The organism is Arthrobacter sp. FW306-04-A (assembly GCF_044358315.1).
In the GTDB taxonomy this organism is placed as follows: domain Bacteria; phylum Actinomycetota; class Actinomycetes; order Actinomycetales; family Micrococcaceae; genus Arthrobacter.
The window spans coordinates 436116-460192 of sequence record NZ_CP084559.1 but is presented as its reverse complement, the minus strand read 5'-3'; the positions used below and the strand labels follow the sequence as shown (position 1 = coordinate 460192).

The 24077-nt window shown below is 65.6% G+C and carries 19 protein-coding genes and 1 pseudogene; 14 read left to right on the top strand and 6 right to left on the bottom strand.

Annotation, left to right across the window (positions count from 1 at the left end; all coding sequences use genetic code 11):
* Positions 1-69: 69 nt before the first annotated feature.
* The 4 genes and pseudogenes from LFT43_RS02225 (at position 70) to LFT43_RS02210 (ending at position 4630) form a co-directional block, all read left to right on the top strand.
* Entirely contained in the window at positions 70-1407 is a 1338-nt protein-coding gene (locus LFT43_RS02225) for an Ig-like domain-containing protein (RefSeq protein ID WP_395800836.1), read from the top strand.
* Between the two features lie 141 nt (positions 1408-1548).
* Positions 1549-2385 carry a DUF1684 domain-containing protein gene (locus tag LFT43_RS02220; RefSeq protein ID WP_395800834.1) on the top strand — a complete coding sequence of 279 codons (837 nt, stop codon included), beginning with the start codon at positions 1549-1551 and terminating at the stop codon, positions 2383-2385.
* Between the two features lie 135 nt (positions 2386-2520).
* A pseudogene (locus LFT43_RS02215) lies at positions 2521-3306 on the top strand (Gfo/Idh/MocA family protein); the annotation flags it as partial.
* A gap of 514 nt (positions 3307-3820) precedes the next feature.
* Positions 3821-4630, top strand: coding sequence for a PmoA family protein (locus LFT43_RS02210; RefSeq protein WP_395800832.1), 810 nt, complete (start codon positions 3821-3823; stop codon positions 4628-4630).
* A gap of 60 nt (positions 4631-4690) precedes the next feature.
* On the opposite strand, the gene LFT43_RS02205 is transcribed toward LFT43_RS02210, so the two are convergent.
* The 3 genes from LFT43_RS02205 to LFT43_RS02195 are packed head-to-tail and all read right to left on the bottom strand — an operon-like array spanning position 4691 to position 7910.
* Positions 4691-5530, bottom strand: coding sequence for a sugar phosphate isomerase/epimerase family protein (locus tag LFT43_RS02205; RefSeq protein ID WP_395800830.1), 840 nt, complete (start codon positions 5528-5530; stop codon positions 4691-4693).
* Positions 5527-6741, bottom strand: a complete 1215-nt coding sequence (locus LFT43_RS02200; RefSeq protein WP_395800828.1) for a dihydrodipicolinate synthase family protein — start codon at positions 6739-6741, stop codon at positions 5527-5529. Before LFT43_RS02200 ends, LFT43_RS02205 begins: the two co-directional genes overlap by 4 nt.
* A complete protein-coding gene (locus LFT43_RS02195; RefSeq protein ID WP_395800826.1) occupies positions 6741-7910 on the bottom strand; it encodes a Gfo/Idh/MocA family protein in 1170 nt (389 codons plus the stop codon). The genes LFT43_RS02200 and LFT43_RS02195 overlap by 1 nt, the downstream gene beginning before the upstream one ends.
* A 168-nt stretch (positions 7911-8078) precedes the next feature.
* On the opposite strand from LFT43_RS02195, the gene LFT43_RS02190 reads away from it, so the two are divergent.
* From LFT43_RS02190 to LFT43_RS02165, 6 genes are all read left to right on the top strand, one after another.
* Positions 8079-9167, top strand: a complete 1089-nt coding sequence (locus tag LFT43_RS02190; RefSeq protein WP_395800824.1) for a LacI family DNA-binding transcriptional regulator — start codon at positions 8079-8081, stop codon at positions 9165-9167.
* Positions 9168-9458: 291 nt separating this feature from the next.
* On the top strand, positions 9459-10925 hold the full coding sequence (locus tag LFT43_RS02185) for a Gfo/Idh/MocA family oxidoreductase (protein WP_395800822.1): 1467 nt from the start codon (positions 9459-9461) through the stop codon (positions 10923-10925).
* A gap of 28 nt (positions 10926-10953) precedes the next feature.
* Positions 10954-11919 carry an NAD-dependent epimerase/dehydratase family protein gene (locus LFT43_RS02180; RefSeq protein WP_395800820.1) on the top strand — a complete coding sequence of 322 codons (966 nt, stop codon included), beginning with the start codon at positions 10954-10956 and terminating at the stop codon, positions 11917-11919.
* Positions 11916-12821, top strand: a complete 906-nt coding sequence (locus tag LFT43_RS02175) for a 5-dehydro-4-deoxyglucarate dehydratase (protein WP_395800818.1) — start codon at positions 11916-11918, stop codon at positions 12819-12821. Before LFT43_RS02180 ends, LFT43_RS02175 begins: the two co-directional genes overlap by 4 nt.
* Positions 12821-13933: a mandelate racemase/muconate lactonizing enzyme family protein gene (locus LFT43_RS02170; protein WP_395800816.1), complete on the top strand. Its 1113-nt coding sequence runs from the start codon at positions 12821-12823 to the stop codon at positions 13931-13933. Before LFT43_RS02175 ends, LFT43_RS02170 begins: the two co-directional genes overlap by 1 nt.
* 28 nt (positions 13934-13961) lie before the next feature.
* Positions 13962-15413, top strand: coding sequence for an aldehyde dehydrogenase (NADP(+)) (locus LFT43_RS02165; RefSeq protein ID WP_395800814.1), 1452 nt, complete (start codon positions 13962-13964; stop codon positions 15411-15413).
* A 60-nt stretch (positions 15414-15473) separates the two neighbouring features.
* On the opposite strand, the gene LFT43_RS02160 is transcribed toward LFT43_RS02165, so the two are convergent.
* Genes LFT43_RS02160 through LFT43_RS02150 form a run of 3 tightly spaced genes read right to left on the bottom strand, consistent with a single transcriptional unit; the run spans position 15474 to position 19878 of the window.
* Positions 15474-16643, bottom strand: coding sequence for a M24 family metallopeptidase (locus LFT43_RS02160; RefSeq protein ID WP_395800812.1), 1170 nt, complete (start codon positions 16641-16643; stop codon positions 15474-15476).
* Positions 16640-18709, bottom strand: coding sequence for a DUF6807 family protein (locus LFT43_RS02155; RefSeq protein ID WP_395800810.1), 2070 nt, complete (start codon positions 18707-18709; stop codon positions 16640-16642). Before LFT43_RS02155 ends, LFT43_RS02160 begins: the two co-directional genes overlap by 4 nt.
* Positions 18709-19878: an acetylxylan esterase gene (locus LFT43_RS02150; protein ID WP_395800808.1), complete on the bottom strand. Its 1170-nt coding sequence runs from the start codon at positions 19876-19878 to the stop codon at positions 18709-18711. The genes LFT43_RS02155 and LFT43_RS02150 overlap by 1 nt, the downstream gene beginning before the upstream one ends.
* Positions 19879-20310: 432 nt before the next feature.
* Here LFT43_RS02150 and LFT43_RS02145 point away from each other — a divergent pair, with 432 nt between their 5' ends.
* The 4 genes from LFT43_RS02145 to LFT43_RS02130 all read left to right on the top strand — a co-directional run bounded on the left by LFT43_RS02145 (position 20311) and on the right by LFT43_RS02130 (position 24035).
* Positions 20311-21627: an ABC transporter substrate-binding protein gene (locus LFT43_RS02145; protein ID WP_395800806.1), complete on the top strand. Its 1317-nt coding sequence runs from the start codon at positions 20311-20313 to the stop codon at positions 21625-21627.
* The gene (locus LFT43_RS02140) at positions 21624-22565 is read left to right on the top strand and encodes a carbohydrate ABC transporter permease (RefSeq protein ID WP_395800804.1); all 942 of its coding nucleotides are present in this window, start codon (positions 21624-21626) and stop codon (positions 22563-22565) included. Before LFT43_RS02145 ends, LFT43_RS02140 begins: the two co-directional genes overlap by 4 nt.
* Positions 22555-23517 (top strand): carbohydrate ABC transporter permease, encoded by a 963-nt coding sequence (locus LFT43_RS02135; RefSeq protein ID WP_395800802.1) that lies wholly within the window; start codon positions 22555-22557, stop codon positions 23515-23517. The genes LFT43_RS02140 and LFT43_RS02135 overlap by 11 nt, the downstream gene beginning before the upstream one ends.
* A 185-nt stretch (positions 23518-23702) precedes the next feature.
* The gene (locus LFT43_RS02130) at positions 23703-24035 is read left to right on the top strand and encodes an L-rhamnose mutarotase (RefSeq protein ID WP_395800800.1); all 333 of its coding nucleotides are present in this window, start codon (positions 23703-23705) and stop codon (positions 24033-24035) included.
* Positions 24036-24077 lie beyond the last annotated feature (42 nt).

Below are 24077 nucleotides of genomic sequence, written 5' to 3'. Positions count from 1 at the left end.
GTCACGAAAGGGCAGGCCGTTCCACTGAACCTTCAGCGACCCAATCCAGGGGGAATTGAAAGGACTCGCATGAGGAACCATATCCATCACAAGAACGCAGCCAACACTACGGAGCTTCCCAGGGCTTTGCCCGCAGCTTCGCCGACCGTGCTGCTGGCGGCTTTGCTCGGAGCCTTGCTCGCCGCCGTCGGGCTCTTTTGGCCTGTCCCGGCGGCCCAAGCCGCCGTCGTTCCGAACGCGATAACCTCCGTCAGCACCACTTCGACCGTTGGCGACCAATGGTCGCAGGTGGATTTCACGTGCCGGTGGGCGGTCCCGGACGGGTCCCAGCCGGGCGACACCTTCACCCTGCAGCTTCCACCGCAACTGCGTTGGTTCGGTTCAACCGACTTCGACCTGAAGACCCCTTCGGGGGAGACCGTAGCCACAGCCCATGCATCCGACTCCGGGCTGGTTGTCTTCACATTGGGCAGCTTCGTCGCTTCGCACCAGGGAATCGGGGGCACCTGCAGTTTCAGCACCCTCTACGCGGAGAAACCGGCGTCTGGAGGGACAACCCAGCTTGATTTCCAGGTTGGCTCCACAGTTATCCGTGTTCCCGTGACTATCGACCAGCCGTGTCAACAAGACTGCGCCCCCAAACCGCCCGCCACCCCGGAAAAGGGCATGTGGTGGTCGGATACGGCCCAGACGGAATTGAAATCCGTCTTCCACTTGCCAGCGACTACCTTGCCAACAAGCGACGTCACCATCACCGACACGCCCGGGCCGGGCACCCAGATCGACTGCAGCCAGATCGTTCCGCGCGTGGGCACGGCGTTGGACCAGGACGGCAACATTGCAACTCCGAGCGATGAGGACGCCTATCCTGCCGTGATCGAGTGCACGCCCTCGCTGTTGACGGTCACGTGGACGGGCCTGCCGAAGGGTGAACTGGCGCAACTCTTTGTTGTCACAAAGGTCACCGACGGAACCCTTGATGCCTACACAAACTCGGGCCACGTCACCATCGCGGGGAAGGATACGCCCGTGATGGTTGAAGTCCGCCGAACCAGCGCCGCTGGAACGGGGAATGGATCTGCGTTGCCCTCGCCGACGCCCACCGTTGCCAGCCCCACGTCCACCCGCGATGGAGCCACCGGGCTCGAGACTCCGCCGGCCACCGGGACTCCGACGACCGGGACTCCGACGACCGGGAGTCCGACGACCGGGACTCCGGGTCCGAGCACCGCTCCGGTGGCCGGACCGCCCGAAACACCAGCCCAGCCCCAGCCAACAGCCGCCCCCTTGGCATACACCGGCGCCGGCGGCACGGCCGTCGTCCCGCTGGCGATCCTGCTCCTGGCCGGCGGAACGGTGCTTGCCTTTCTCGGGATGAAGCGATCAGCGAAGCGACGGGCCCACTGAGCCTGCCCCGCAGAACTGACCGGCAGTTGTCGTTTAGAGCCCCTAAACGGCATCTAATGCGAGCCAGCCGGGTTCCGGGAATGGCGGCGAGAGGTGCATGGTTAAGCCAACGACCAACCCGCCTGAACCGCTGGAGGAACCATGAGCACAACAGCCCCCGCAACCGATGCCCAGCTGGAACGTTGGCAGCGTTTCCGCAACGGTCGCAACGCCGCCCTCGCGGCGGAACACGGCTGGCTGACGCTCACGTCCTTCCAATGGCTCGAATCCGCACCCGCCACAGTCGAACTCGTCCCGGGACTGTGGTCAACGGACGGTACGACGGCGACCCTCACCGCGAGCGCTGCCGATGGGCTCACGCTCGTGGAGACGGGAGCTCCTGTGGACGGCACGATTTCGGCCACCCTCCAGGATGAGGAATCGCTCATGTGGGTACAGTACGGGGGCGCGGACGGCACCCAGGTGGTGGTGGAACTCGCCATGCGTGCGGACAAGTACGCCATCCGCACTAGGGACGACTCCTCGCCCGTGCTGACGGAATTCGATGCCGTTCCCACCTACGACTACAACCCGGATTGGGTGCTTGAGGGTCGTTTCGAGGCCTACCCGGAGCCCGTGGATGTTCCGATCGGGACGGCCAACCCTTTGGTGGACGGGGTGCACCGCTCTGTGGGCGAGATCGTTTTCCGGGCCCCGGGCCTTCCCCACGAGATCCGCCTGCACGCTGAAGCCGAGAAGCTCGGTGCCCTCACCGTGACGTTCCACGACGAAACGAACGGCAACACCACGGACGAATGGCGCAAGCTGGCCGTCTCACGCCCGCGGCACGATGGTTCGGTGGTGCTGGACTTCAACCGCGCCATCAACTATCCCAGCGCCTTCACCCCATACGGAACGTGCCCCATGCCCGTGGCGGGAAACTCGATCGACGTCGCGGTCGAGGCGGGCGAGAAATTGCCGACGGGGCGGATCGTCTAAACACAGTCGCCTAAACACAGTCGTCTGAAGCGACGGCGTTGCATCTCTCATTGGGCAGGGTAGACTCTTCTTGGAAAGCGCTTACCAAGCGCCTTGAAACGACACCGACGTCAGCTACCCCGCCCCCGGGGACAGATGAGGAGAGCCATGGGCACCCTGTCCACGCCCATCCCGGCAGAACACAAACAGCCCCGCCAAGAGCCCAGCAGGGTGGCCCTTGTGGGGGTCCACGGCTTCGGCGCGCACCACCTGCACAACCTCGAAAGGCTCCAGGCCAACGGCGTCGTGCGCCTTGTTGCCGTAGCGGATCCGAATCCGCCTGCCCCCGGCGCGCTCCCGTCCGGAACCGGTGTTTTCAGCAACTTGGACGACCTCCTGGCGGGAACCCCAGCGCTGGACCTGGTCATTGTGGCCACCCCCATTCAGACGCACGCGCAACTCGCACTCACAACGCTCCCCCACGCGGACTTGTACTTGGAGAAGCCTCCAGTCGCTTCCCTGGCCGATTTCAATCGCCTGCAGGAAGCCGCCACCGCGGCCGGCAGAAACGTCCAGGTCGGCTTCCAAAGTCTCGGATCCCGAGGCCTCCAGGCGATCGAGGACCTGCTCGCGGCGGGAGAGATCGGCACCCTCCTGGGCATCTCGGCCACCGGGCGTTGGGTGCGTGACCGCGCCTATTACAAACGCTCCCGATGGGCGGGCAAACGCAGCCTGGACGGGATCGACGTCGTGGACGGGGTGGCAACCAATCCCCTGGCACACGCCATCGCCACCGCGCTGAGGATCGCCGGGGCGCGGAGGGTAGACGATCTTGCCTCCGTGGAAACGGACCTGTACCGCGCCAATGACATCGAATCCGATGACACCTCCGTGATCCGCATCCGCACTGCCGCAGGCTTGCCCATCACGTGCGCGCTCACGTTGTGCGCCGCCGAATCCATGGAGCCGTACATCACGCTGCAGGGCAGCGAAGGCACCGCGGTATTCCACTACACCGAGGACCGGCTCGGCGTCAGCTCCGCCGCCGGAGAACGCGAAACCGTATACAGCCGGGTGGACCTCACGGAGGACCTGCTCGAGCATCGCCGCCAGCGGCGCTCCCCGGGCCTGGAACCCGCCGCGCCGCTGATCAGCGCGCTCGCGGACAGCGGCGCCTTCATGCGGGTTCTGGAAGCCATCCGCACAGCGGAATCTCCGACGCTGATCCCTGAGCGGTATGTCGTCTGGGAGGGCGAAGGCGACGCAGCCCGCGCGGTGATCGTCGGAATCGAAGATGCGCTGGAACGCGCGACGGCGGCGCACGCCACCTTCAGCGAACTCGGCTTGCCGTGGGCGCGGCCTGCCGCGGTCGACGTCAAAAGGCCGGTTTTGATCCTGCCCGACGGCGGTGAGCCGGGCGCCTCTGTGATGGCAACCGGCGAGGGCGCCCCCCCTCGTGTTGGCAAACCTGCAGAACGGTGCCCGCCTTGCCGGGCGGCTTTCGCCGCGGCCTTACCTGCACCCGGTCTGCTCGCTGGCTGGAGTCAAGGTCACCGACCATCTGCCGGCGGACCACTCTTGGCATCTTGGCGCGGGATTCGCCTTGCAGGATGTGAACGGCACCAATTTCTGGGGCGGCAAGACGTACACCCGCGCTGCGGGCCGTTACGAAGAACGGCCGGACCATGGCCGGATCATCGAACTGTCCGCAACGTCGGGGCCGGGCCTCCTGGAGCAGGAATTGAGCTGGCAAGCACCGGATGGGACCGACCTGCTCCGCGAACACCGCACCTCCCGCTCCCTGCTGATTGACCCCCTCACGTGGCAACTGGACTTGACAACAGAACTGACCGCCGTCGTCGACTCCTCGCTGGGCGGCCCTGGCTCAAACGGCGCCCTCGGGAGCGGCTACGGCGGCTTCTTCTGGCGCTTGCCTGCCTGCTCCGGGGCGGAAGTCTTCACAGCCGCAAGTTACGGCGAACCGGATGTCCACGGCTCGGCGTCGCCGTGGCTGGCCTGGACAGCGGACTTTCCTGAGGGCCCTGCCAGCCTGGTGTTCGCGGCTCCGGTCGAGGCCCAGGATCCCTGGTTCGTCCGGATGTCGGATTACCCTGCAGTGGGTTCGGCCCTGGTCTGGGACCGGCCGGTGGAGCTTGCCGCCGGCGAATCCTTGGTCCGCTCCTTGACGGTGTGGATCGTCGACGCCAAGCTGTCTCCGGCCGAGGTTGCCGAGCTGACGGCCGGGCGGGCTTCCGCCGCAGGATAACCCCTAAAACGCAAACAGGCGGGGGCACGGAATGTGCCCCCGCCTGTTTGAGCCGGGTGTTTATGCGTACGGCAGCACGAGCTCCGCGTAGCGCTCCTTCATGGTTTCCAGGACCGCGTCGCCGTCGGCGTCCCAGATCTGCTGGTTGAAGATCTCCACCTCGATGTCACCCGTGTAGCCGGCGTCCCTCACCCAGGTGCCGATCGTCGCGAAGTCGATCACGCCGTCGCCCATCATGCCTCGGGAGAGCAGGGCGTCGGCGGCGATGGGGAGGTTGAAATCGCACACCTGGTAGGAGGCGATCCGGTTTTCCCGGCCGGCCCGCTGGATCTGCTGCTTCAGTTCCGGATCCCACCAGACGTGGAAGGTGTCGAGGGCGACGCCCACCGCCTTCGCGTCATACGGTGCGGCGAGGTCGAGTGCCTGGCGAAGCGTGGAAATGAGCGCCCGGTCTGCCGCGTACATAGGGTGCAGCGGTTCGAGCACCAGCCGGACCCCCTGTTCGACGGCGAAGGGCACCAGGTCCTCGAGGCGATCGGCGACGCGCCGGCGGGCCCCGACGACGTCCTTCTCGCCCGGCGCGAGCCCGCCGACCACCAGGAACAGCTCCGGTGTATCCAGGGCCACGGCTTCCAGGATGGCCGCCCGGTTGTCCGCCAGCGCAGCCGCCTGTCCTTCGGCGTCGGCCGCGGTGAGGAAGCCGCCCCGGCAGAGGGACGAGACGCGAAGTCCTGCGTCCTTGATCAGCTTGGCGGCCTTGTCCAGGCCGGTGTCGGCGACAATGTCCCGCCACGGTCCGATCGCCGGGATCCCGGCCCGGACGCAACCGTCCACGGCCTGGGCGAGCGTCCATTTCTTCGTGGTGGCGCTGTTCAGTGACAACCGGGAAAAGTCGCTCATGCGCCCACTCCGTTGATGCGGAGGTAGTCGGACATCCGGAAGGCGGCCAGCGCGGGGTCGCGCAGGAGCCCGGCCTGGTCGGCGAGTTCGAACGTGCGTGCCAGGTGGACCACGGAGCGCCCCGAATGCAGGCCGCCGACCATCTGGAATCCGGGCTGCTTGCCGTTGAGCCAGGACATGAAGGCGATCCCGGTCTTGTAGTAGAACGTGGGGGCGCTGAAGATGTGTTTGCCGAGTTCGCGGGTGGAGTCCAGGATGGCGCGCGCGTCCGCGGTGTCACCGGCGTCGTACTTCTGCAACGCCGCCGAAGCGGCAGGGTAGATCGCGGCGAAGATGCCCAGCAGTGCGTCCGAGTGGCGGGTCCCGTCGCCGTCGATCAATTCCGGGTAGTTGAAATCGTCTCCGGTGTAGAGGCGGACGCCCTCCGGCAGTGCACCGCGCAAGGCAACTTCGTGCGAAGCGTCGAGCAGCGAGACCTTCACGCCGTCCACTTTGTCCGCGTGATCGCGGATGAGGCCAAGGAACGTCCCGGTTGCTTCGGCGACGTCGTCCGAGCCCCAATAGCCGGCCAGCGCGGGGTCGAACATGGTCCCGAGCCAGTGCAGGATGACGGGCTGGTCCACTTCCTGCAGGAGAGTGGAGTAGACATGCAGGTAGTCCTCCGGGCTGGTTGCCACTTTGGCCAGTGCCCGGGACGCCATGATGATGACCTTCGGTCCGGCTTGACCCACAACGGCGATCTGCTCGCGGTAGGCGCCCAGCACGGCATTGATGCCGGCGGGACCCTCCGGAACAGAGTCCAGGTCCAGCTGGTCGGTTCCGGCGCCGCAGGACACGAGGTCCCGGACGGTCTTGCCGGCGGTGGCTGCGTTGCCGGATGCCACCACGGAGGCCGCTTCGACGCCGGTGCGCTTGATGAGCTGCTGCGTCGCGGCCCAGTCCAAGCCCATACCGCGTTGGGCCGTGTCCATGGCATCGGCAACCCCCAGGCCATAGGACCACAGCTCGTGCCGGTACGCCATGGTGGCGTCCCAGTCCAGCTGGGCCGGGGCGCCCGGGGTATTGTCTGAGGTCGCTTCGGGGATCACGTGCGCCGCCGCGTAGGCGCGCCGGGACGTCAGCGGCGCGGCCGGCTTGGCCCAGGACGTGGCCGGCTGCAACTTGTAGAGGCGGGTCCCGCCGTCGTGGTTTGGAAGAAGGAGGGAAGTCATCAGAGCACGATCTCCGGGATGTCGATGGTGCGGCGCTCGGCCGAGGACTGGAGCCCGAGCTCCGCGAGTTGCACGCCGCGGGCGGCGGAGAGCAGTCCGAACCGGTGCTCCCGGCCGGCGACGACGTCGCGCAGGAATTCTTCCCACTGCAGCTTGAAGCCGTTATCCAGATCGGCGTTCGCGGGGACTTCCTGCCACTGGCCGCGGAACGATTCCGTGACGGGCAGGTCCGGATTCCAGACGGGCTTGGGCGTGTGGGCGCGCTGCTGCGCAACGCACTTGTTCAAGCCCGCGACGGCGGAACCGTGCGTGCCGTCGATCTGGAACTCCACGAGTTCGTCCCGGTAGACCCGGACGGCCCAGGAGGAATTGATCTGGCCGACGACGTCGTCTCCGCCGGGGGTCTCAAGCTCGAAGATGCCGTAGGAGGCGTCGTCGGCCGTGGCGTTGTATTCCTTGCCGGCTTCGTCCCAACGGGTCGGGATGTGGGTGGCGGTCTTAGTGTTGACGCTCTTGACCTTGCCGATAATGCCTTCCAGGACGTAGTTCCAGTGGCAGAACATGTCCGTTGTCATTCCGCCGCCGTCTTCCTTGCGGTAGTTCCAGGACGGGCGCTGCGCTGCTTGGATGTCGCCTTCGAACACCCAGTAGCCGAATTCGCCGCGGATCGAGAGGATCCGGCCGAAGAAGCCCTCATCAACCAGCCGGCGCAGCTTGACCAGGCCCGGGAGGTACAGCTTGTCATGCACCACGCCTGCCGTGACGCCGGATTCCTTACCGATACGGGCCAGCTCAATGGCCTCCTCCAGCGTCTCCGCCGTGGGCTTCTCGGTGAAGACATGCTTTCCGGCGCGCATTGCCTTCTTCAGGGTCGCGGCGCGGAGGCTGGTCATCGACGCATCGAAGACGACGTCGACAGTAGGGTCATTGATGACGGCGTCCAGGTCGGTGGACCACTCGGAAACCTTGTGGAGTTCGGCGAGCTCGCGGATCTTCGCCTCGTTGCGGCCCACCAGGATCGGTTCAACCTGAACGCGAGTGCCGTCCGCCAGTGCGAAGCCCCCGGCGTCGCGGATGGGGAGGATGGAGCGCAGCAGGTGCTGGCGGTAGCCCATCCGGCCGGTGATGCCGTTCATGGCGATCCGGATCGCCTTCGTTTCGTAGCCCATGAGTCCTCTTCAATGGAAAGTAATGAGATGGGAAAGCGCATTCCCAGTGCATTCATCATGACACGCTGCCACGTGTCTGGCAATCGCTTTCCCTCGGGGAGCCGGGGCTGCAATAATCGGATGTTGCTGAAAGTGTCCAAGACTGAGGCGTTGGAAGAGGAGTTGTCCGTGAGTGCAAGCACGCTGTCCGAAGTGGCCAAACTGGCCGGCGTCTCCCCCGCCACTGCGTCCCGGGTGCTCAATGGTTCCGCTCGAACCCCTGCACCGGAGATCGCCGAGCGCGTCCGGCAGGCGGCGGACGCCCTCGGCTACATCGCGAATGCGCAGGCCCAGGGCCTCGCAAGAGCGCGCTCCGGGTTGATCGGGCTGATCGTGCACGACATCGCCGACCCCTACTTCTCGGCCATAGCCCGCGGCGTCCAGGCCGCGGCACGGGAACAAGGCAAGATGGTACTGCTGGCCACCACGGAAGGCACGCCTGCCGACGAACGGGCCGCCGTGGCCGCTTTCGCCGCGCGCAGGGCGGACTCAATCGTGATAGCGGGATCCCGGTCCGCCCAGCCTGGCGATAAGGACGGCAACGCCGCGCTCGCGGCCGAACTTGACCGGTACTGCCGCAATGGCGGCAAGGTCGGCGTCGTGGGCCACGGCATCGTCGGAGCCTCCGATCCGAACGGCTACCACGTGGTTTCCGTTCCGAACGAAGAACTGGCTGCGGAGCTCGCGGCCAAACTTGCGGCCGGCAACCAAGCCGACTTCGTCATCATCGGCGGCCCGGAAGGACGGCTGACATCAGATGACCGCATCCGCGGATTCCAGCGAGGTCTGACTGACCTCGGACGGCCGAAGGCTGAGGTGATCCGCAGCGGATTCGACCGCGAGGGCGGCTACGAAGCCGGACTCCAGCTCGCAACCCGGATCAAAGCCGGACAATCAGCGGGCACCGCCAGGGCCCGGCTCTGCATTTTTGCGGCGAACGATGTCATGGCCATCGGTGCCGCGGCAGCACTGCGCTCCGAGGGCCTGAGGATCCCCCGCGACGCACTGATTGCAGGATTCGATGACATTGAAACCTTGCGGGACTTCCGCCCGGCCCTCACCACGGTGAGCCTGCCTCTTGAGGAGATCGGCAGGCTCGCCACTCTCGGAAGCTCCAACAATCGGGACGGGGCCGAGGACGCCAGCGCCCGATCCTCTGTCGCCGGCGAGGTTGTGCTACGGCGCAGCACCGAAACGACGCCACCGAAGCGAACATGACCAGAGGCCTCGGCCCTTCGTGAGTCCGGCCGCCCATCATTCCTCCATCCTGGGGAATGCATGGGACGCTCCGCGCAGGACCAGTGGATTCCTGCTCATACCCTCATTTTTGGGAATACGCTTTCCTCTAGATGGATCGGGGTTGACAAGACTATGCGTCCATTGATAAAAATCTTGTAAGGGATTTGGAAAGCGCTTTCCCAGTAGATTGATGCGCACTCCAGGGCCACGGGCCCGGAGCACCAAAACGGTCGCAGCCGGCCGGGTATTGAGCCTTCGAAAGGGACCCACATGGTCAACACAGCCGAATCGAGTTCTGCCACCCCTACCATCAGTTCGGAACGGGCGGGCTACGTGCCCGAAGACGCTCAGGAGTCAGCTGCCCAGGAGTCGGGCGCGCACGCCAAGGCCCGCATCGCCCTCATCGGCACCGGGGGACGCTCCGAGATGTACATCCGCGCGATTTTCGGCAAACACGCGGACACCGCGGAACTAGTTGCCCTCTCCGACGTCAACCCCGGCCGCGTGGAGTTCTATCAGAAGCTCATCCAGGAACTCGGTTCGCCAGTCCCTATCGCCGCATTTGATCCGGCGGATCTTACCGCCTTCATCCAGGCCAATAACATCGACCGCGTTGTGGTGACCACGCCGGACTACACCCACGCGGACTATATCGTTGAGGCGCTCGAGGCGGGGGCCGACGTCGTGGTTGAAAAGCCGCTCACCATCGACGCGGACGGCTGCCGCCGCATCACCAGGGCCGTGGCAGAGACCGGCCGCAACGTGGTAGTCACCTTCAACTACCGCTACTCGCCGCGCAACAGTGCCCTGAAGGAGATCATCCAGAGCGGCGCGATCGGCAAGGTCACATCCATCGACTTCAGCTGGGTTCTGGACACCGTCCACGGCGCGGACTACTTCCGCCGCTGGCACCGCGAAAAGAAGAACTCCGGCGGCCTGCTGATCCACAAGGCATCCCACCACTTCGACCTGGTCAACTGGTGGTTGGAGGATGTCCCCGAGCGCGTATTCGCCTCCGGCGGCCTTAAATTCTACGGCGACAAGAACGCCGCCGAGCGCGGGCTGGGTCCCCGTCCGGAGCGTGGAACGCCCGACGCCGGTACACCCGCACGTGCCGAAAAGGATCCGTTTGCACTGGACTTGCGTGAGGATGAGCGCCTCAAGGCCCTCTTCCTGGACAACGAGCACTACGACGGTTATCTCCGGGACCAGGACGTCTTTATGGGCGGCATCACCATCGAGGACAACCTGGCGCTTGTTGTGGAGTACCAAGGTGGTCCGCGCCTGAGCTACTCGCTGAACGCCCATAGTCCGTGGGAAGGCTACCGCGTGGCAGTCAACGGGACAGAAGGCCGCGCGGAACTGGAAGTGGTGGAACGCGCGGCCGTCCTAAGGAGCACGGACAAGAAGACTGTGGTTGACCCGAGCGCCACCCCCATAGAGGAGGAAGACGCTGTCCGCCGCAACGGAGAACGTCTGGTGGTCCAGCGCCACTGGGAAGCCGCCTACGAGGTGCCGATCGTAAATGGTGAAGGGGGCCACGGCGGCGGCGACGAGCTCCTGCTCTCAGACCTCTTCAACGGCCCCGGCGAGGATCCGCTTGGCCGGCCCTCCGGCTACCTGGACGGACTGCGCTCGGTGTCGGTGGGCATCGCCGGCAACCGCTCGCTGGAATCCTCCCTCCCCGTCCGCATCGAAGACCTGGACCTCGGCGCTGACCTCCGCCGCGGAGCCTAGCCCCGCCCCTGAAACCTAAGGAACACTCATGAGCAGGATCTTTGTCACCGGCGGCTCCGGCCGACTGGGACGCAGCGTGGTGGCGGGCCTTGCTTCCGCTGGCCACGAGGTAATCTCCGTGGACCGCGATGCTTTACCGCCCGGGCAGCTCCCGCCCGGTGTCAAACAGATAACCGGTGACCTGCTGGCACCCGGCGAGGCACTGCGCCTCCTCCGGGAGACAATGCCAGACGCCGTCATCCACCTCGCGGCGATCGCCGTCCCCTTCAGTGCGCCGGAGGACGTCATTTTCGCTACGAACACGCGCCTCGCGTTCTCGGTGGTCAGCGCCGCGACGGAGGTGGGCGTGCCAAAGATCGTGACGGCCAGCAGCCCCACCGTCCTGGGCTACGGCTCACCCGCAGGCTGGTTGCCGCCGTCGTTCCCACTGGACGAACGCACTCCGCCGAAGCCGTGGAACGCCTATGCGCTGTCCAAGCTCATCGCTGAACAGACCGTTCAGATGTTTGCCGCCGCGCAGGGGGAGAAGATCCGCTACGCTGCATTCCGTCCCTGTTACGTCATTTCCCCCGAGGAGTGGGCCGGAGCGCCCACCCAGCAGGGCCACACCCTGGCCGAGCGGCTGGCGGACCCGGCACTTTCCGCGCCGGCGCTGTTCAACTACGTGGACGCGCGCGACGTAGCGGACTTCCTCGACCTGCTTCTAGCCAACATGGACGCCATTCCCAACGGCGAAACGTTCTTCGTCGGTGCTGCCGATGCCCTGGCCACGGCACCGCTGTCGGAGCTGATGCCCCAATTCCTGCCCGGAAGCGAAGGCCTCAGCGCTGGCCTTACCGGCACCAGCCCCGCCTTCTCCATTGCCAAGGCGCAGGAACTACTCGGCTGGCACCCCCGAAGGAGTTGGCGCACCGAGCTCACCACCCCCATTCCCCCCAACGACAAGACCCCGGCGATGGCAACGGCCGCCCGCGGAGCTAAGGAGACACCATGAAATTCGACGGCGTCCTGTTCTTCCCCGTTACCCCGTTCACCCCTCAGGGAACAGTGGACACAGACCTGCTCGGTCAGCACATCAGCTCGCGCCTTCCATTCGCCCCCGGCGGCGTGTTCCCGGCCTGCGGCACGGGCGAATTCCACGCACTGTCCATCGAGGAGGTGCGCACCGTGGTGGCTGCCGCCGTCGAGGTTGTGGCCGGGAAAGTTCCGGTAGTGGCCGGTGCTGGCGGCCCGCTCGGCCACGCCCTCGCGGCCGCCCGTGCGGCTGAAGAAACCGGTGCGGACGCCATCCTGGTCCTCCCGCCCTACCTGGTGACAGGGCCCACCGAGGGCCTGGTGGCGTACGTCGAGGCCATTGCCGGCGCGAGCAGCCTGCCCGTCATCGTGTACCACCGTGGCAACGCCAAATTCACCGCCGCCTCCATGGCCCGGCTGGCAGCGAACCCCAAGGTCATTGGCTTCAAGGACGGGCTGGGCGACGTAGGCCTGGCCCAGGAAATCGTTACCGCCGTCAAGGCAACCGGACGGGAGGACTTTGCCTTCTTCAACGGGCTCCTCACTGCCGAACTGACCCAGGGCGCCTACCGTGGCCTGGGTATCCCGCTGTACTCTTCCGCGGCGTTCGCCATGGCACCGGAGATCGCAAAGGCCTATTACGATGCCTACGACTCCGGAGATGAGGAGCGCCGCAACGCCCTGCTGGAGGGCTTCTACGCACCCTTGGTCCGTCTCCGTGACCAGACGCCCGGCTTCGGCGTCTCACTGATCAAGGCCGGCCTTCGGCTAGGCGGACTGCCTGTCGGTCCGGTGCGGCCGCCACTGCTGGACCCCACTGAAGACCAACTGGTCCAGCTCAAGGCCATCCTCGCCAAGGGCTACGAGCTGGCTGGCCGCTGATGACTGCCGCCCCCGCCGTCGGGACCGTCCCCACGGTGCCATGCATCACCGGCCTGTCCACCCGGCTGCTCACCGTTCCGCTGCGGCGCAGCTGGGGGGCAGAAGCGCCGGAGAACCATGTCATCGTCACCGAACTGCACACGGAAGACGGCGGCACAGGATATGGCTTCTCGTGGACCCCTACTATCGGGCCGCAGGCCGTGAAAGCGCTGCTGGACTATGACATCGCGCCGTTCATCACCGGCCTGCCAGCGAACCCTGAATCAGTCTGGGACGAGCTCTGGAAGCGGTTGCACGAGGCCGGCGGGGGCGGCCTGACCACCATCGCCATGGCCGGAGTGGACCTGGCCCTCTGGGACCTCCAGGCCCGTCAGGCGGAGATGTCCGTGACAGCCCTCCTGGGCCAGCGGCAGGATTCCGCCGAGGTCTACGGCTCCGGGGTGAACCTGCACTACAGCCTGGACGAGCTCGTGGCGCAGGCCGAACGCTGGGTCGCGGCCGGGCACCGGGCGGTCAAGATCAAAGTGGGCAAGCCGGACCTGCGCGAGGACGCCGAACGCGTCGCTGCCGTCAGGTCAGTCATCGGCCCGGACCGCAAGCTGATGATCGACGCCAACCAGCGCTGGGACCTGCCCGCCACCTTCCGTGCCCTGGAGGTCCTGTCCGGATTCGGGCTGGAGTGGTTGGAGGAACCCCTACGGGCGGATGACCTGTTGGCCTACCGCCGGCTGCGCAAGCACTCACCCGTGCCCATCGCCCTCGGCGAAAACGTGCACACCACCTACCGTTTCCGCGATTTCATTGAAGCTGAAGCAGTGGACATCATCCAGCCGAACATCATCCGGGTGGGCGGTATCACCCCGTTCCGGCGGATCGTTGAACTGGCCCGAACCAACAGCATCCGGGTGATGCCGCACCTGCTGCCGGAGCTGTCCGGGCAATTGGCCCTGACGCTGGCTGAGCCAACACTGGTGGAGGACGTGGAGGAAGCATCCTTCGAACAGCTCGGCATCCTGGCCGGCCCTTCACCCGTCCGGTTCGGCAACAGCCGGGTAACCCTGGCGGACCAGCAGGGGCTGGGCTTCAGGTTCAAGGATTTTCGGGAACTTTAAACCGCAGCACATCTGAGAAGGAAACCCCGTGAGCACTGCAACACTGTCCCTTTCTGAACTCACTGCTGCCGCCACGAACGCAGCCAAAACCGCGGCCGCCGCTTCCGACGCGGAACGCGCCGCGTGGCTCACCGCCGTGGCGGATGCCCTGGACGCCAATGCCGCTGAACTCGTGGAGATTGCGGACGCCGAAACGAACCTTGGTGCCCCGCGGCTTACCGGCGAGGTGGCGCGGACCACAGGGCAACTGCGCCTCTTCGCCCGCGTGATCACTGAAGGCTCCTACCTCGAAGCCATCATTGATCACGGGGATCCTGGTGCCACGCCGCCCAGGCCCGACCTGCGCCGGATCCTGCGGCCTCTTGGACCGGTGGCGGTTTTTTCAGCGTCCAACTTCCCGTTCGCATTCTCCGTGGCCGGCGGCGACACCGCATCAGCGCTGGCCGTCGGCTGTCCGGTGATCGTCAAGGCGCATTCAGGACACGTGAAGCTTTCCGAACGCACGGCGGAACTCGTCGCCGGGGCGCTGCGGGCGGCAGGGGCACCCGAGGGCCTGTTCGCCCTGGTCAGCGGCCGGGAAGCGGGCACTGCCCTGGTGCAGGACCCCGCTATCAAAGCCGTCGGTTTCACCGGCTCCATCCCCGGCGGCCGCGCCTTGTTCGACCTCGCCACCTCACGCCCGGACCCCATCCCGTTCTACGGTGAACTGGGCAGCCTCAACCCCGTGGTGATCACGGAGGCAGCCCTGGCGGCCCGCTCCGGTGAGTTGGCCGCCGGGCTCGCCGCATCGTTCACGCTGGGCGCGGGCCAGTTCTGCACCAAACCGGGCCTGGTCTTCATTCCCGCAGGAACAGGATTCGCGGCGGAGGTGGCAGCGGCCAGCAAAGACAAGCCGGGCGCGCGCATGCTGACCCACCGAATCGCCGAAGCCTACCCCGGCGGCCTGCATCAGTTCGCTGCCGTCCCCGGGGTGAAGGTGGCGGCCGGCACTGTGGAGCAGGACGCGGCCGCCGATGGTGCAGCCCCCGTAGTGTTCTCCACCTCCGCAGCCACTGTGCTTGAGCGCCCCAGCGAGCTCCTGGAGGAGTGTTTCGGCCCTACCACCCTGCTGATCGAATACACCGGGGCCGAGGATCTCGCTGCCGTCCTGGCGAAGGTTCCGGGCAGCCTTACCGCCACCGTGCACGCCCAGCCCGGCGAGGAGGTCACAAGCCTGGTGGAGCAGCTTTCCGGCTTGGCCGGCCGGGTACTGTTCGATGGCTGGCCCACGGGCGTCGCCGTCACCTGGTCCCAGCAGCACGGCGGCCCGTACCCCGCCACCACCTCCCTCTTCACCTCAGTGGGGGCGACGGCGGTGCGCCGCTTCCAGCGCCCTGTTGCCTACCAGGACGCCCCGGAAGCGATCCTTCACCCGGCACTGCGTGAAAGCAACCACTTGGGCATCCCGCGCCGCGTGGACGGGGAACTGGTGCTCCCGTAGTTGCCGCAGTGCCTGAATCCAGTGCCTGAACAAATCGAGTAGGAGGGCCCGGAAGGCTCCCTACAGTTGTAGTGTGACCGGCCGCTCCCGCCCGTTCACAGTGGCCACCGGCCAACGGGGGTCCATGGTCAGGACGCGCAGGCCGGACTCCGTCAATTGCACCGTATCCTCGATTTTCACGCCGGGTCCTGAGGGGTTCCAGGTGAAGGACTGGTTGAAAACCACAATGTCGGTGGCATTGGCGGTGACGCGAGGATCCCGCCCCGCATAACCGGCGGGGCCGCCCTGGTGGTGCTGTTCCCACTGGTCCGGACCGAAGCCATGGCGGACATAGGCGGCCTGAATCTCGGCGAATATGCCGTCCAGCCGTGCATTCGGGACGGTGGCATCGAAAATGTCCGCTTCCACAGCAGCGATGCGCGCCTCTGCGTCGCGCTCTTGCGGGGTTCCGGCGTCGAACCTGACCCACCGGGTGATGTTGGCGATCAGGCCGTCCCGCCGGGCGCACACCACCGCCATGGCCCGGCGGCCAAGAGCGGCGTGGGTGGCCAGGGGGTGCCGGAACCCGCTGCGGGAACTGCCATTGCAGAGAAGCACCAGCGGCTCGGCCCCGGCGGCCACAACGCGCCCTGCCAGGGCGGACACCAGCTCGAACTCTGTGTTCTCCGGCCGGGCCGCAGAAAGGACATCGGTAAGGATTACTGCGATCTCGCCGGACAGCGTGGCATAACGTGCGCTTTCGGCCGGAAGCAGCCGCTGCCGGGCGGCCCGCAGTTCCGTCGCCACCTCCCCTTCTGTCAAAGGGGCAGCCTGGTGGTGCGGTCTGGAAGGGTTTGTGGCGTTGCCCGCCCGAGCTCGTCCGACGGCGGCAGCCGACTCCTGAAGGTTCGCGTACCAGGGCAGGGGGTGCAGGCTGACCCCCGCCGGGAGCTCTTCAGCTTCCAGCCGGGCGGCCTCGTTGTTGAAGGCCACCAAGTGGTCGCCGTCCCGGTCCACCAGTAGCACCGCAATCGGGTCACCGGCGAGGCTGATGTGCACACGGCTGCCGTCGAGGTACCACGTCAGCGCCGTATTGGTGGTGAGCAGCAACGAGTCCCGGCCCGTGGCGTCGAGGATGTCCAGGACCCTCCGGCGCTTGATGGCCCGGTCCTCTGCGGCGGCAGGGGCCACCCGGCCGCCCATGGCCGCGGCGGGGGGAGCTGCAGCCACGCCCGCGTTTGTCTGGCTCATGAGTCATTCCCTTGCTGGTTGGTCAGTGCTTCGATATCGGCCGTGGACAAGATGCCGTCCGCGACGATAACGCTCACGCTGCGGCGGACGGGCACTCCCGGCTCCGAAGTGACAGGGGCGTCCCAGGCAAGCGACTGGCCGACGCCCGGGTAGCCGTCCACCCTCACGAACCAGGGATCGGTGCAATCCTCTGCGGAAATGAAAACCAGGGTGGCAGTGCTCGCGGCCCCACCGGGTTCGGTCCTTCCGTCCGACGTTCCGGCGCTGAACCTTCCTGACCAGGCGAGCCAGCGCGTGATGCTTCCGTGCGTCTCCGCCTCACCGGTGCCCGCCGGCGTCCACACGGTGGCGCCTTCACCCTCCGGCAGCCGCCAGAAGAACCCGCCGTAACCGCCGCCAAGGCGGCCGTTGGATCCCGGACTCCCCAGGCTGACCGGCTGGTTCCCGACGGGGATGAGGGAAAAATCCAGGGTCAGCTTCCACGCATCCGGGCTCACGGCCTTCCAGGTCCAGATGCGCTCCTCGGCCAAGACCGGTGCGCCGTCTGGGCCGTCGTTCCAGCTCAAGGTCTCCCTGAGCCGCCCATCGTCCGCGGAAGAGCCCGTTTCCACGATGATGCCGTGGTCCGGACGCCAGATGTATTCTCCGGCCTCCCGTGTGTACGTCCTGCCGCCCCAGAAATTGACTCCGTCTACATCCTGCAGGGCAACGCCAACCCCCAGGTGCCACACGTGATCGAGCGGCTGGTGGTCGGTGACCACAGTTCCGCCGAGGGTGCGAACCGGGTGCAGGTACGGCCGGGGTGACGATGCAACCCGGATGCGGCTCCCGTCCTGGTAGGTTGCGACAACGCGTCCGTCAACGGCGAGCGTCCGCACGGGAGGAAGCGCATGCGCCCAGGGAACACCCAGTTCGGCGAAGGTTGCCTGGGCCTTGACGGCCCGCTCCAGCAGCTCCGGAATGTCCCGGACCACGGCATGCGCGTCATCCCCTTGCCCCTCCCACGTAAGGAACGCTGAAGGGATCTCATGGGGAGCAGGAGCAGTGCGGATGGCTTCAAGGACTGCAGTGAATGCGCCGGCATGGCTCAGCGCGGACAGCAGCGGGGCTCCGGTGCCCCGGGCCCTTAGCAGGTCCTCCAGCAGATCGGTGCGGCCGAACGTTTCGCGGCGCTCTCCGGCGGCGGTGGTCGTGACCACCTCGTCCTCCGTGTAGAAGAACGTGATTTCACCCTTGGTGCCGTGAACCGTCACGGACGGGTTCTCCTGCCGGGGCGCGCACAGGGTCAGGGCACACAGCAGCGTCCTGCCAGCTGTGGTGCGTACTTTGATGACGGAGGTGTCATCGCTTTGGGTGCTGTGGGCTCGGTACAGGTCGGGTTCCACCGAAGCGACATCCGCCAGGGTATGTGCCCCGGCCACATGCAGGGCGGTGGCCACGGCATGGGCCAGCGCATTGGTGGCAACGCCGTCCACCACGTCGACGCCATCCAGGCTCCGCATTCCGGCCCAGCGGGACCGCTTGAAGTATGCCTTGTTGCGCATCCACTCACCGCGGGCACTGAGGCCCAGGACGTCTCCGATGTCGCCCCGCTCCACTGCGCCCCGGATGGCCGGCAGGGCATGGGAACCGAGGCTTTGAAAGCCCACTTGGACCAGGCGGCCCGCGGCGTCGGCCGCCGCAGCGAGATCGTGGAACTGTGCGAGGGATGCCACGGGTGGCTTTTCGACGTACACGTCCATGCCCGCAGTCAGGGCTGCCTTGGCCAACTGGGCATGCGTCTGGATAGGCGTCGCCAGGATTGCAACGTCAGCCGCAAGGCCTGCTCCGAGCAACCCTCCCAGGTCGTTGAAGACGGCCACCGAACCAGCCAGCTGCCCTGGTTCCGGAGGATTAGGATCGGCTACCGCTACCAGCTTAAGTGCGCCGACCTTCTCCAGCCGGGCAAGGTTGGCCAGGTGCTGCTCGCCGAATCCGTGGACGCCCACCAGCACGATGCGTGGAACCGGGGATGGTACGGGCGCGGCCTCTGCGCGGCTGCTGGTGGCTGTAGATTGCTGGGTCATCAGTGCGTCCTCGATGGCTGTGGGAAGGGTCGGGAGGAGTTCGTGACCGCGCCGAGCGAAGCCTGCAAGTAGCGAATAGCTTCGTTCTGCATCGCCGCGGTGAAAATGTGGCCGCCGGGCCAGAAGCTGCCGGTATAGGCCTTCGGATGGAGCTGCAGGAGCATCCTGTCGGCCTCTCGCATGCCCGCCTCCGGGAAGAGTTCGTCTGCCAGGGCATATTGCACCAGGAATCCCTTAGCGGCGGAACGCAAAGACAGCTCGGGCCAATCGCCGAGCTTCCAGAGGCCGGGAGTCTGCAGCAGCCAGGAGTGGGCATCCAGGTATGCAGGAAGGAGCGACTGGAAGGTGGTCATCATGCAGGTGACCACATAGCTGCGGATCCGGGAGTCGAGGGCCGCCAGGACCAGTGCGCGGCCGCCGCCCCCTGAAAAGCCCACACAGCCCAGCCTTCCGGGATCCACGCTCGGGAGAAGGGCCAGGATGTCCAGCGCGGCAAGGTCGTCGTGCGCCACCATCCCCGCCATGCTCGTTCCCAGCAGCCCGGCGGCCTTGGCGATGGTGTCCTCGTGCGCGGCGGCGGCCGCGTTGTAGCGTTCAGGGGCGGAAGGTACGACGCCGTCCTGCCGCCATTGCGCTTCCTGCGCCTCGAGCGCCACAGCAGTCCGCCGCGGCGGCCGGGAGAGGTCGAAGCGGCGGCTGCCCCAGCCAAAGGCGTCGTGGGCGAGGACCACGAAGCCCTGGCGGGCGATCTCCGAGGCAAGGGCCCGGCCTTCATAGTGGACGGCCCGTGCAGCTCGGCCGGATAACGAAGCGTCATGGTCCGCCGGAAGGTCCACCAACCTGTCCGCGCCGCCGAACTTATTGCCGCCGTGGCAGTGCAGGGCAAGGATGCCGGGCAGTGGCCCGTTACTTCCCGCCGGGTGCACCAACCAGCCCGAGCTCCGTGGGCCGAAACCCAGCTGCCAGGTCAGTTGTGAGGTGGTGACGCCGTCGTACGTCTCTTCCCAGTGGACCGTAACAGCCGGGACCTTTCCTCCGGCAGGGACTCCCAGCGCCTCCGCGAGCTCCTGCGGAGCCGGAGCGCCGGTTTCATGAGGTGGAGTCTGTTGGATATAAGCCGGCCAATCCTCGTAGCCCGGGAGGGCACTGCGCCGGGCTGTTTCGCTCACTGACCTGCCTCTTTTCGCTGAAGATTGGGTGCTCTTTGGCCGCCACACAAGCGGTAGCCAGTTGGAAAAGTTCAACATCCGACTCAGGTGTGCGCACACCCGCACTGCGCGCAGGACCAGCATTGACGGAAAGCGGTTTCCGAAAAGTATCAAAGGGCTTGATAAGTGTCAAGAAGCTGCCCACCTCTCACGGCGCGGACGCTGAAGTCCCAGCGGTGTGCTCCGGACGTCATCCGAAGGGACGACAAGTACCCCACCACACTCCAGCCGGGCAGGCTGTCAGGTCTACGTCCGTTGCAGGCTGAAGAAACCTTTGCAATTTCCATTGGAATGCGCTTTCCTTAGATGACAGAAACAATGTGGCGTGAAGCACATCCCGTACCCAATCCACCGTTTCCCGAAGCAATGCCCCGCACCGACTCAGGAGAGACAATGATGACAACTCTGACCCGTCGATCAGCCCTTAGGCTCTTTGCCGGAACCGCCGCCGTGGGAGTCCTGGCCGGCTGCGGCACCGGTGGCGCCAAGAACGCTGACGGCTCCGTGACGCTGCGGGTCGCATGGTGGGGCAATGATGTCCGCAACAAGCAAACGCAGCAGGTCATCGACGCCTTCCAGAGCGCCCACCCGAACATCAAGATCCAGGCAGAGCCTGGGGTATGGTCCGGCTACTGGGACAAGCTCGCAACCCAGACTGCCGCCAACGACGCTCCCGACGTGATCCAGATGGATCTGGCCTACATCGCCGAGTACGGTGGCCGCGGAGCACTCCTTGACCTTTCGAAGCAGAGCCAGTTGAACCTCTCAGCCTTCGACAAAAACACGATTGCGGCCGGGCAATACGGCGGCAAGCTCCACGGCATCAGCACCGGCCAGAATGCCTTGGCCGTGTTCGCCAATGTCAAGGTCTTCGAGGCTGCGGGAGTTGCGATCCCGGACGACTCGAAGTGGACGTGGGAGGACTACGTCACCACCGCAGCAGCCGTGGCTGGAGGTGCTTCCAAAGGCGGAGCTGTCAACTACGGGTCTTCCTACTCCTTCACCGATTCAACCCTGAGCATCTGGCTGCGCCAGCGCGGCGAGCAGCTCTACACACAGGATGGCCAGACGGGGTTCACTACGGACGGCATTACATCTTTCCTGGCGCTCCAGAAGAAGCTCCTGGACTCTAAGGCAGCGGCCCCCGCAAGCGTGGCGCAGGAGGACGTCTCAGCTGCCGTCGAGCAGACCCTGGCAGCAAGGAACAAGACGGGTCTGTCGTTGTGGTGGACCAACCAGCTCGGGCCGCTCACCAAGGCGACCGGGAGTGAGATCAAGCTGTTGCGCGTCCCGAGCCAGGATGGCAAGCCGAAGGACGATGGACTTTTCTACAAGCCCTCCATGTACTGGTCTGCCTCTTCCCGTTCCAAGCACCCCGCCGAAACGGCAACGTTCATTGACTACCTCGTCAACAGCACCGATGTCGCCAAGGTCATCACCACCGAGCGCGGGTTCTCGTCCTCGCCGGCCATCCAGTCTGCAATCCAGCCCCTCCTCACGACCGTCGACAAGAACGCCCTCAACTTCCTGAACTCGATCAAGCCCGAGCTCGCCGATCCGCCGGCCGTGCCTCCTGCCGGCACCAGCACCGTTTCCACGGTTCTCGCCCGCTACACCACTGACGTGCTCTTCGGACGCTCGACTCCTGAGGTCGCAGGCGCGGCGTTCAAGGGCGAAGTGGACGGCTTGATTAAGAACGCCAAGAAATGAGCGCCCTCACCGAACTGGGCAATCTCAGCAAGAACTCGGGAGGCGGCAAAGGAAAGGTCAAGCCTTCCTCCAAGGACAATCGTGCGGCACTGGTGTTCCTCACACCGTGGATCATCGGCCTGGTCTGCATCACGATCGGCCCGATGCTGATCTCCCTGTACTTGTCGTTCACGGACTACAACCTGATCCAGGACCCGAACTGGATTGGCGGAGACAACTTCACGCGCATGCTGCAGGACGACCGCTTCTGGAACTCCCTCCGCGTGACACTGACATACGTCATTGTCGGAGTTCCCCTGCAACTCGGCCTCGCACTCGCCGTGGCCTTGGCCTTGGACAAGGGCCTCAAGGGCTTGCCGATCTACCGCTCGATCTTCTACCTGCCCTCCTTGCTGGGCTCCTCCGTGGCCGTTGCGATCCTGTGGAAGCAAATGTTCGGCACCTCAGGACTGGTAAACCAATTCCTGGCCATGGTCGGGATCACCGGCCCGGGCTGGATCTCGGATCCGAGCACCGCCTTGGGGAGCATCATCCTGCTGCACGTATGGACCTTCGGCTCGCCCATGATTATCTTCCTGGCCGGGCTTCGGCAGATCCCCGTTATGTACTACGAGGCCGCCGCGGTCGATGGGGCGGGGCGTTCTACGCGTTTCCTTAAGATCACCCTGCCACTGCTGAGCCCGATCATCTTCTTCAACCTTGTCCTTCAGATCATCGGCGCGTTCCAGTCCTTCACGCAGGCTTTCATTGTCTCCGGCGGCACCGGTGGCCCGTCCGATTCGACGATGTTCTTCACCCTGTACCTTTACCAGCGCGGCTTCGGCCAGTTCGACATGGGCTACGCCTCGGCCATGGCCTGGGTGTTGCTGGTCATCGTCGGCGCCTTCACCGCCGTCAACTTCTACGCATCGAAATTTTGGGTCTTCTATGACGACTGAATCAGCCCCGCTCACTACAGCCAGCCGCGTCGTCGCCGACGCCATAACCCCAGCCCCCCGCAGCTCACCGGAAGGGCAGAAACCCACCGGCGGCCCACGCGCCGTCGGCTTCACCCGGAGCGCGCGGTCGCGGGCCAAGAGTGTCCTCAAACACGCGGTCCTGATCGCCACGGCGATAGTGATGATCTACCCGTTGCTATGGATGGTCGTGTCGTCGTTTCGCCCCAGCGAGGACGTATTCCGTGCTCCCGGCTTGTGGCTGACCGAGGCCCACATGGAGAACTACGCCAACGGCTGGAACGCCCTGACATCGCCTTTCTCGACTTATCTGATCAACTCAGCGATCGTGGTGCTGGGCGCCGTTGTGGGCAACCTCGTCTCTTGTTCGATGGCCGCCTACGCTTTTGCGAGGCTGGAGTTCCGTGGCAAGAAGTGGATGTTCGCCGCCATGCTCGTTACGATCATGCTCCCCATCCATGTCGTGATCGTGCCGCAGTACATCCTGTTTTCGCAGATCGGCTGGGTGAACACTTTTGCACCTCTCATCGTCCCCAAGTTCCTGGCCACCGACGCGTTCTTCACCTTCCTGATGGTCCAGTTCATCCGCGGAATTCCACGTGAACTGGACGAAGCGGCGAGGATCGATGGGGCCGGCCACCCGCGTATCTTCCTGCGGATCATCCTCCCACTGATGACACCAGCCCTGGCCACAACCACCATCTTCACTTTCATCTGGACCTGGAGCGACTTTTTCAGCCAGCTCATCTACCTCACGTCCCCGGACGTGTTCACCGTCCCCGTGGCCCTCCGTAGCTTCGTCGACGCCCAGTCCAGCACGGACTGGGGTGCAATGTTCGCCATGTCCGTCGTGTCCCTGCTGCCCGTATTCATCGCCTTCCTCATCGGCCAGAAGTTCCTGGTCAAAGGCATCGCCACCACCGGCATCAAATAAGCAGGGAGCTTGAGTGCGTGCTCGGGTGGGTGCCGTGGTCCGTGGCCAGGTGTCACTCTCGGGGAGGTCGAGAAGCGAGATCTCGGCGGAGTCGCCGCGGATCGCGTCGACGCGCCAGAGCCGCGACCCTACCCGCACGGACCAGCTGGGCCGGTCATCGCTCGCGGCCAATTAGGAGAATCCACATGCGCGTATGCTTCCGTTCCTCGGTCAAACCCAGCCAGATTGCCAAATACCGGCGCCGCCATGCTGCCGTGTGGCCGGAGATGCTCCGCGAACTCAAGGCAGCCGGCTGGAACAACTACTCGCTATTCCTGGCCGACGACGGGCTGCTGGTGGGGTACGTGGAATGCGACGATTTCGACGCGGCACGTGCCCGCATGGCCCTGAGCGATGTGAATGCCCGGTGGCAGGCGGAAATGGCGCTCCTGTTCGAAGACGACGCACGGGCGCCGGACCAAGGCTTCCTCCAACTCACGGAAATCTTCAATCTCGAGGACCAGTTGTCCGGGGGTTGAGGCCCCGGACCGAAAACCATGCCCGAAGCCCCGCAGCCCAAG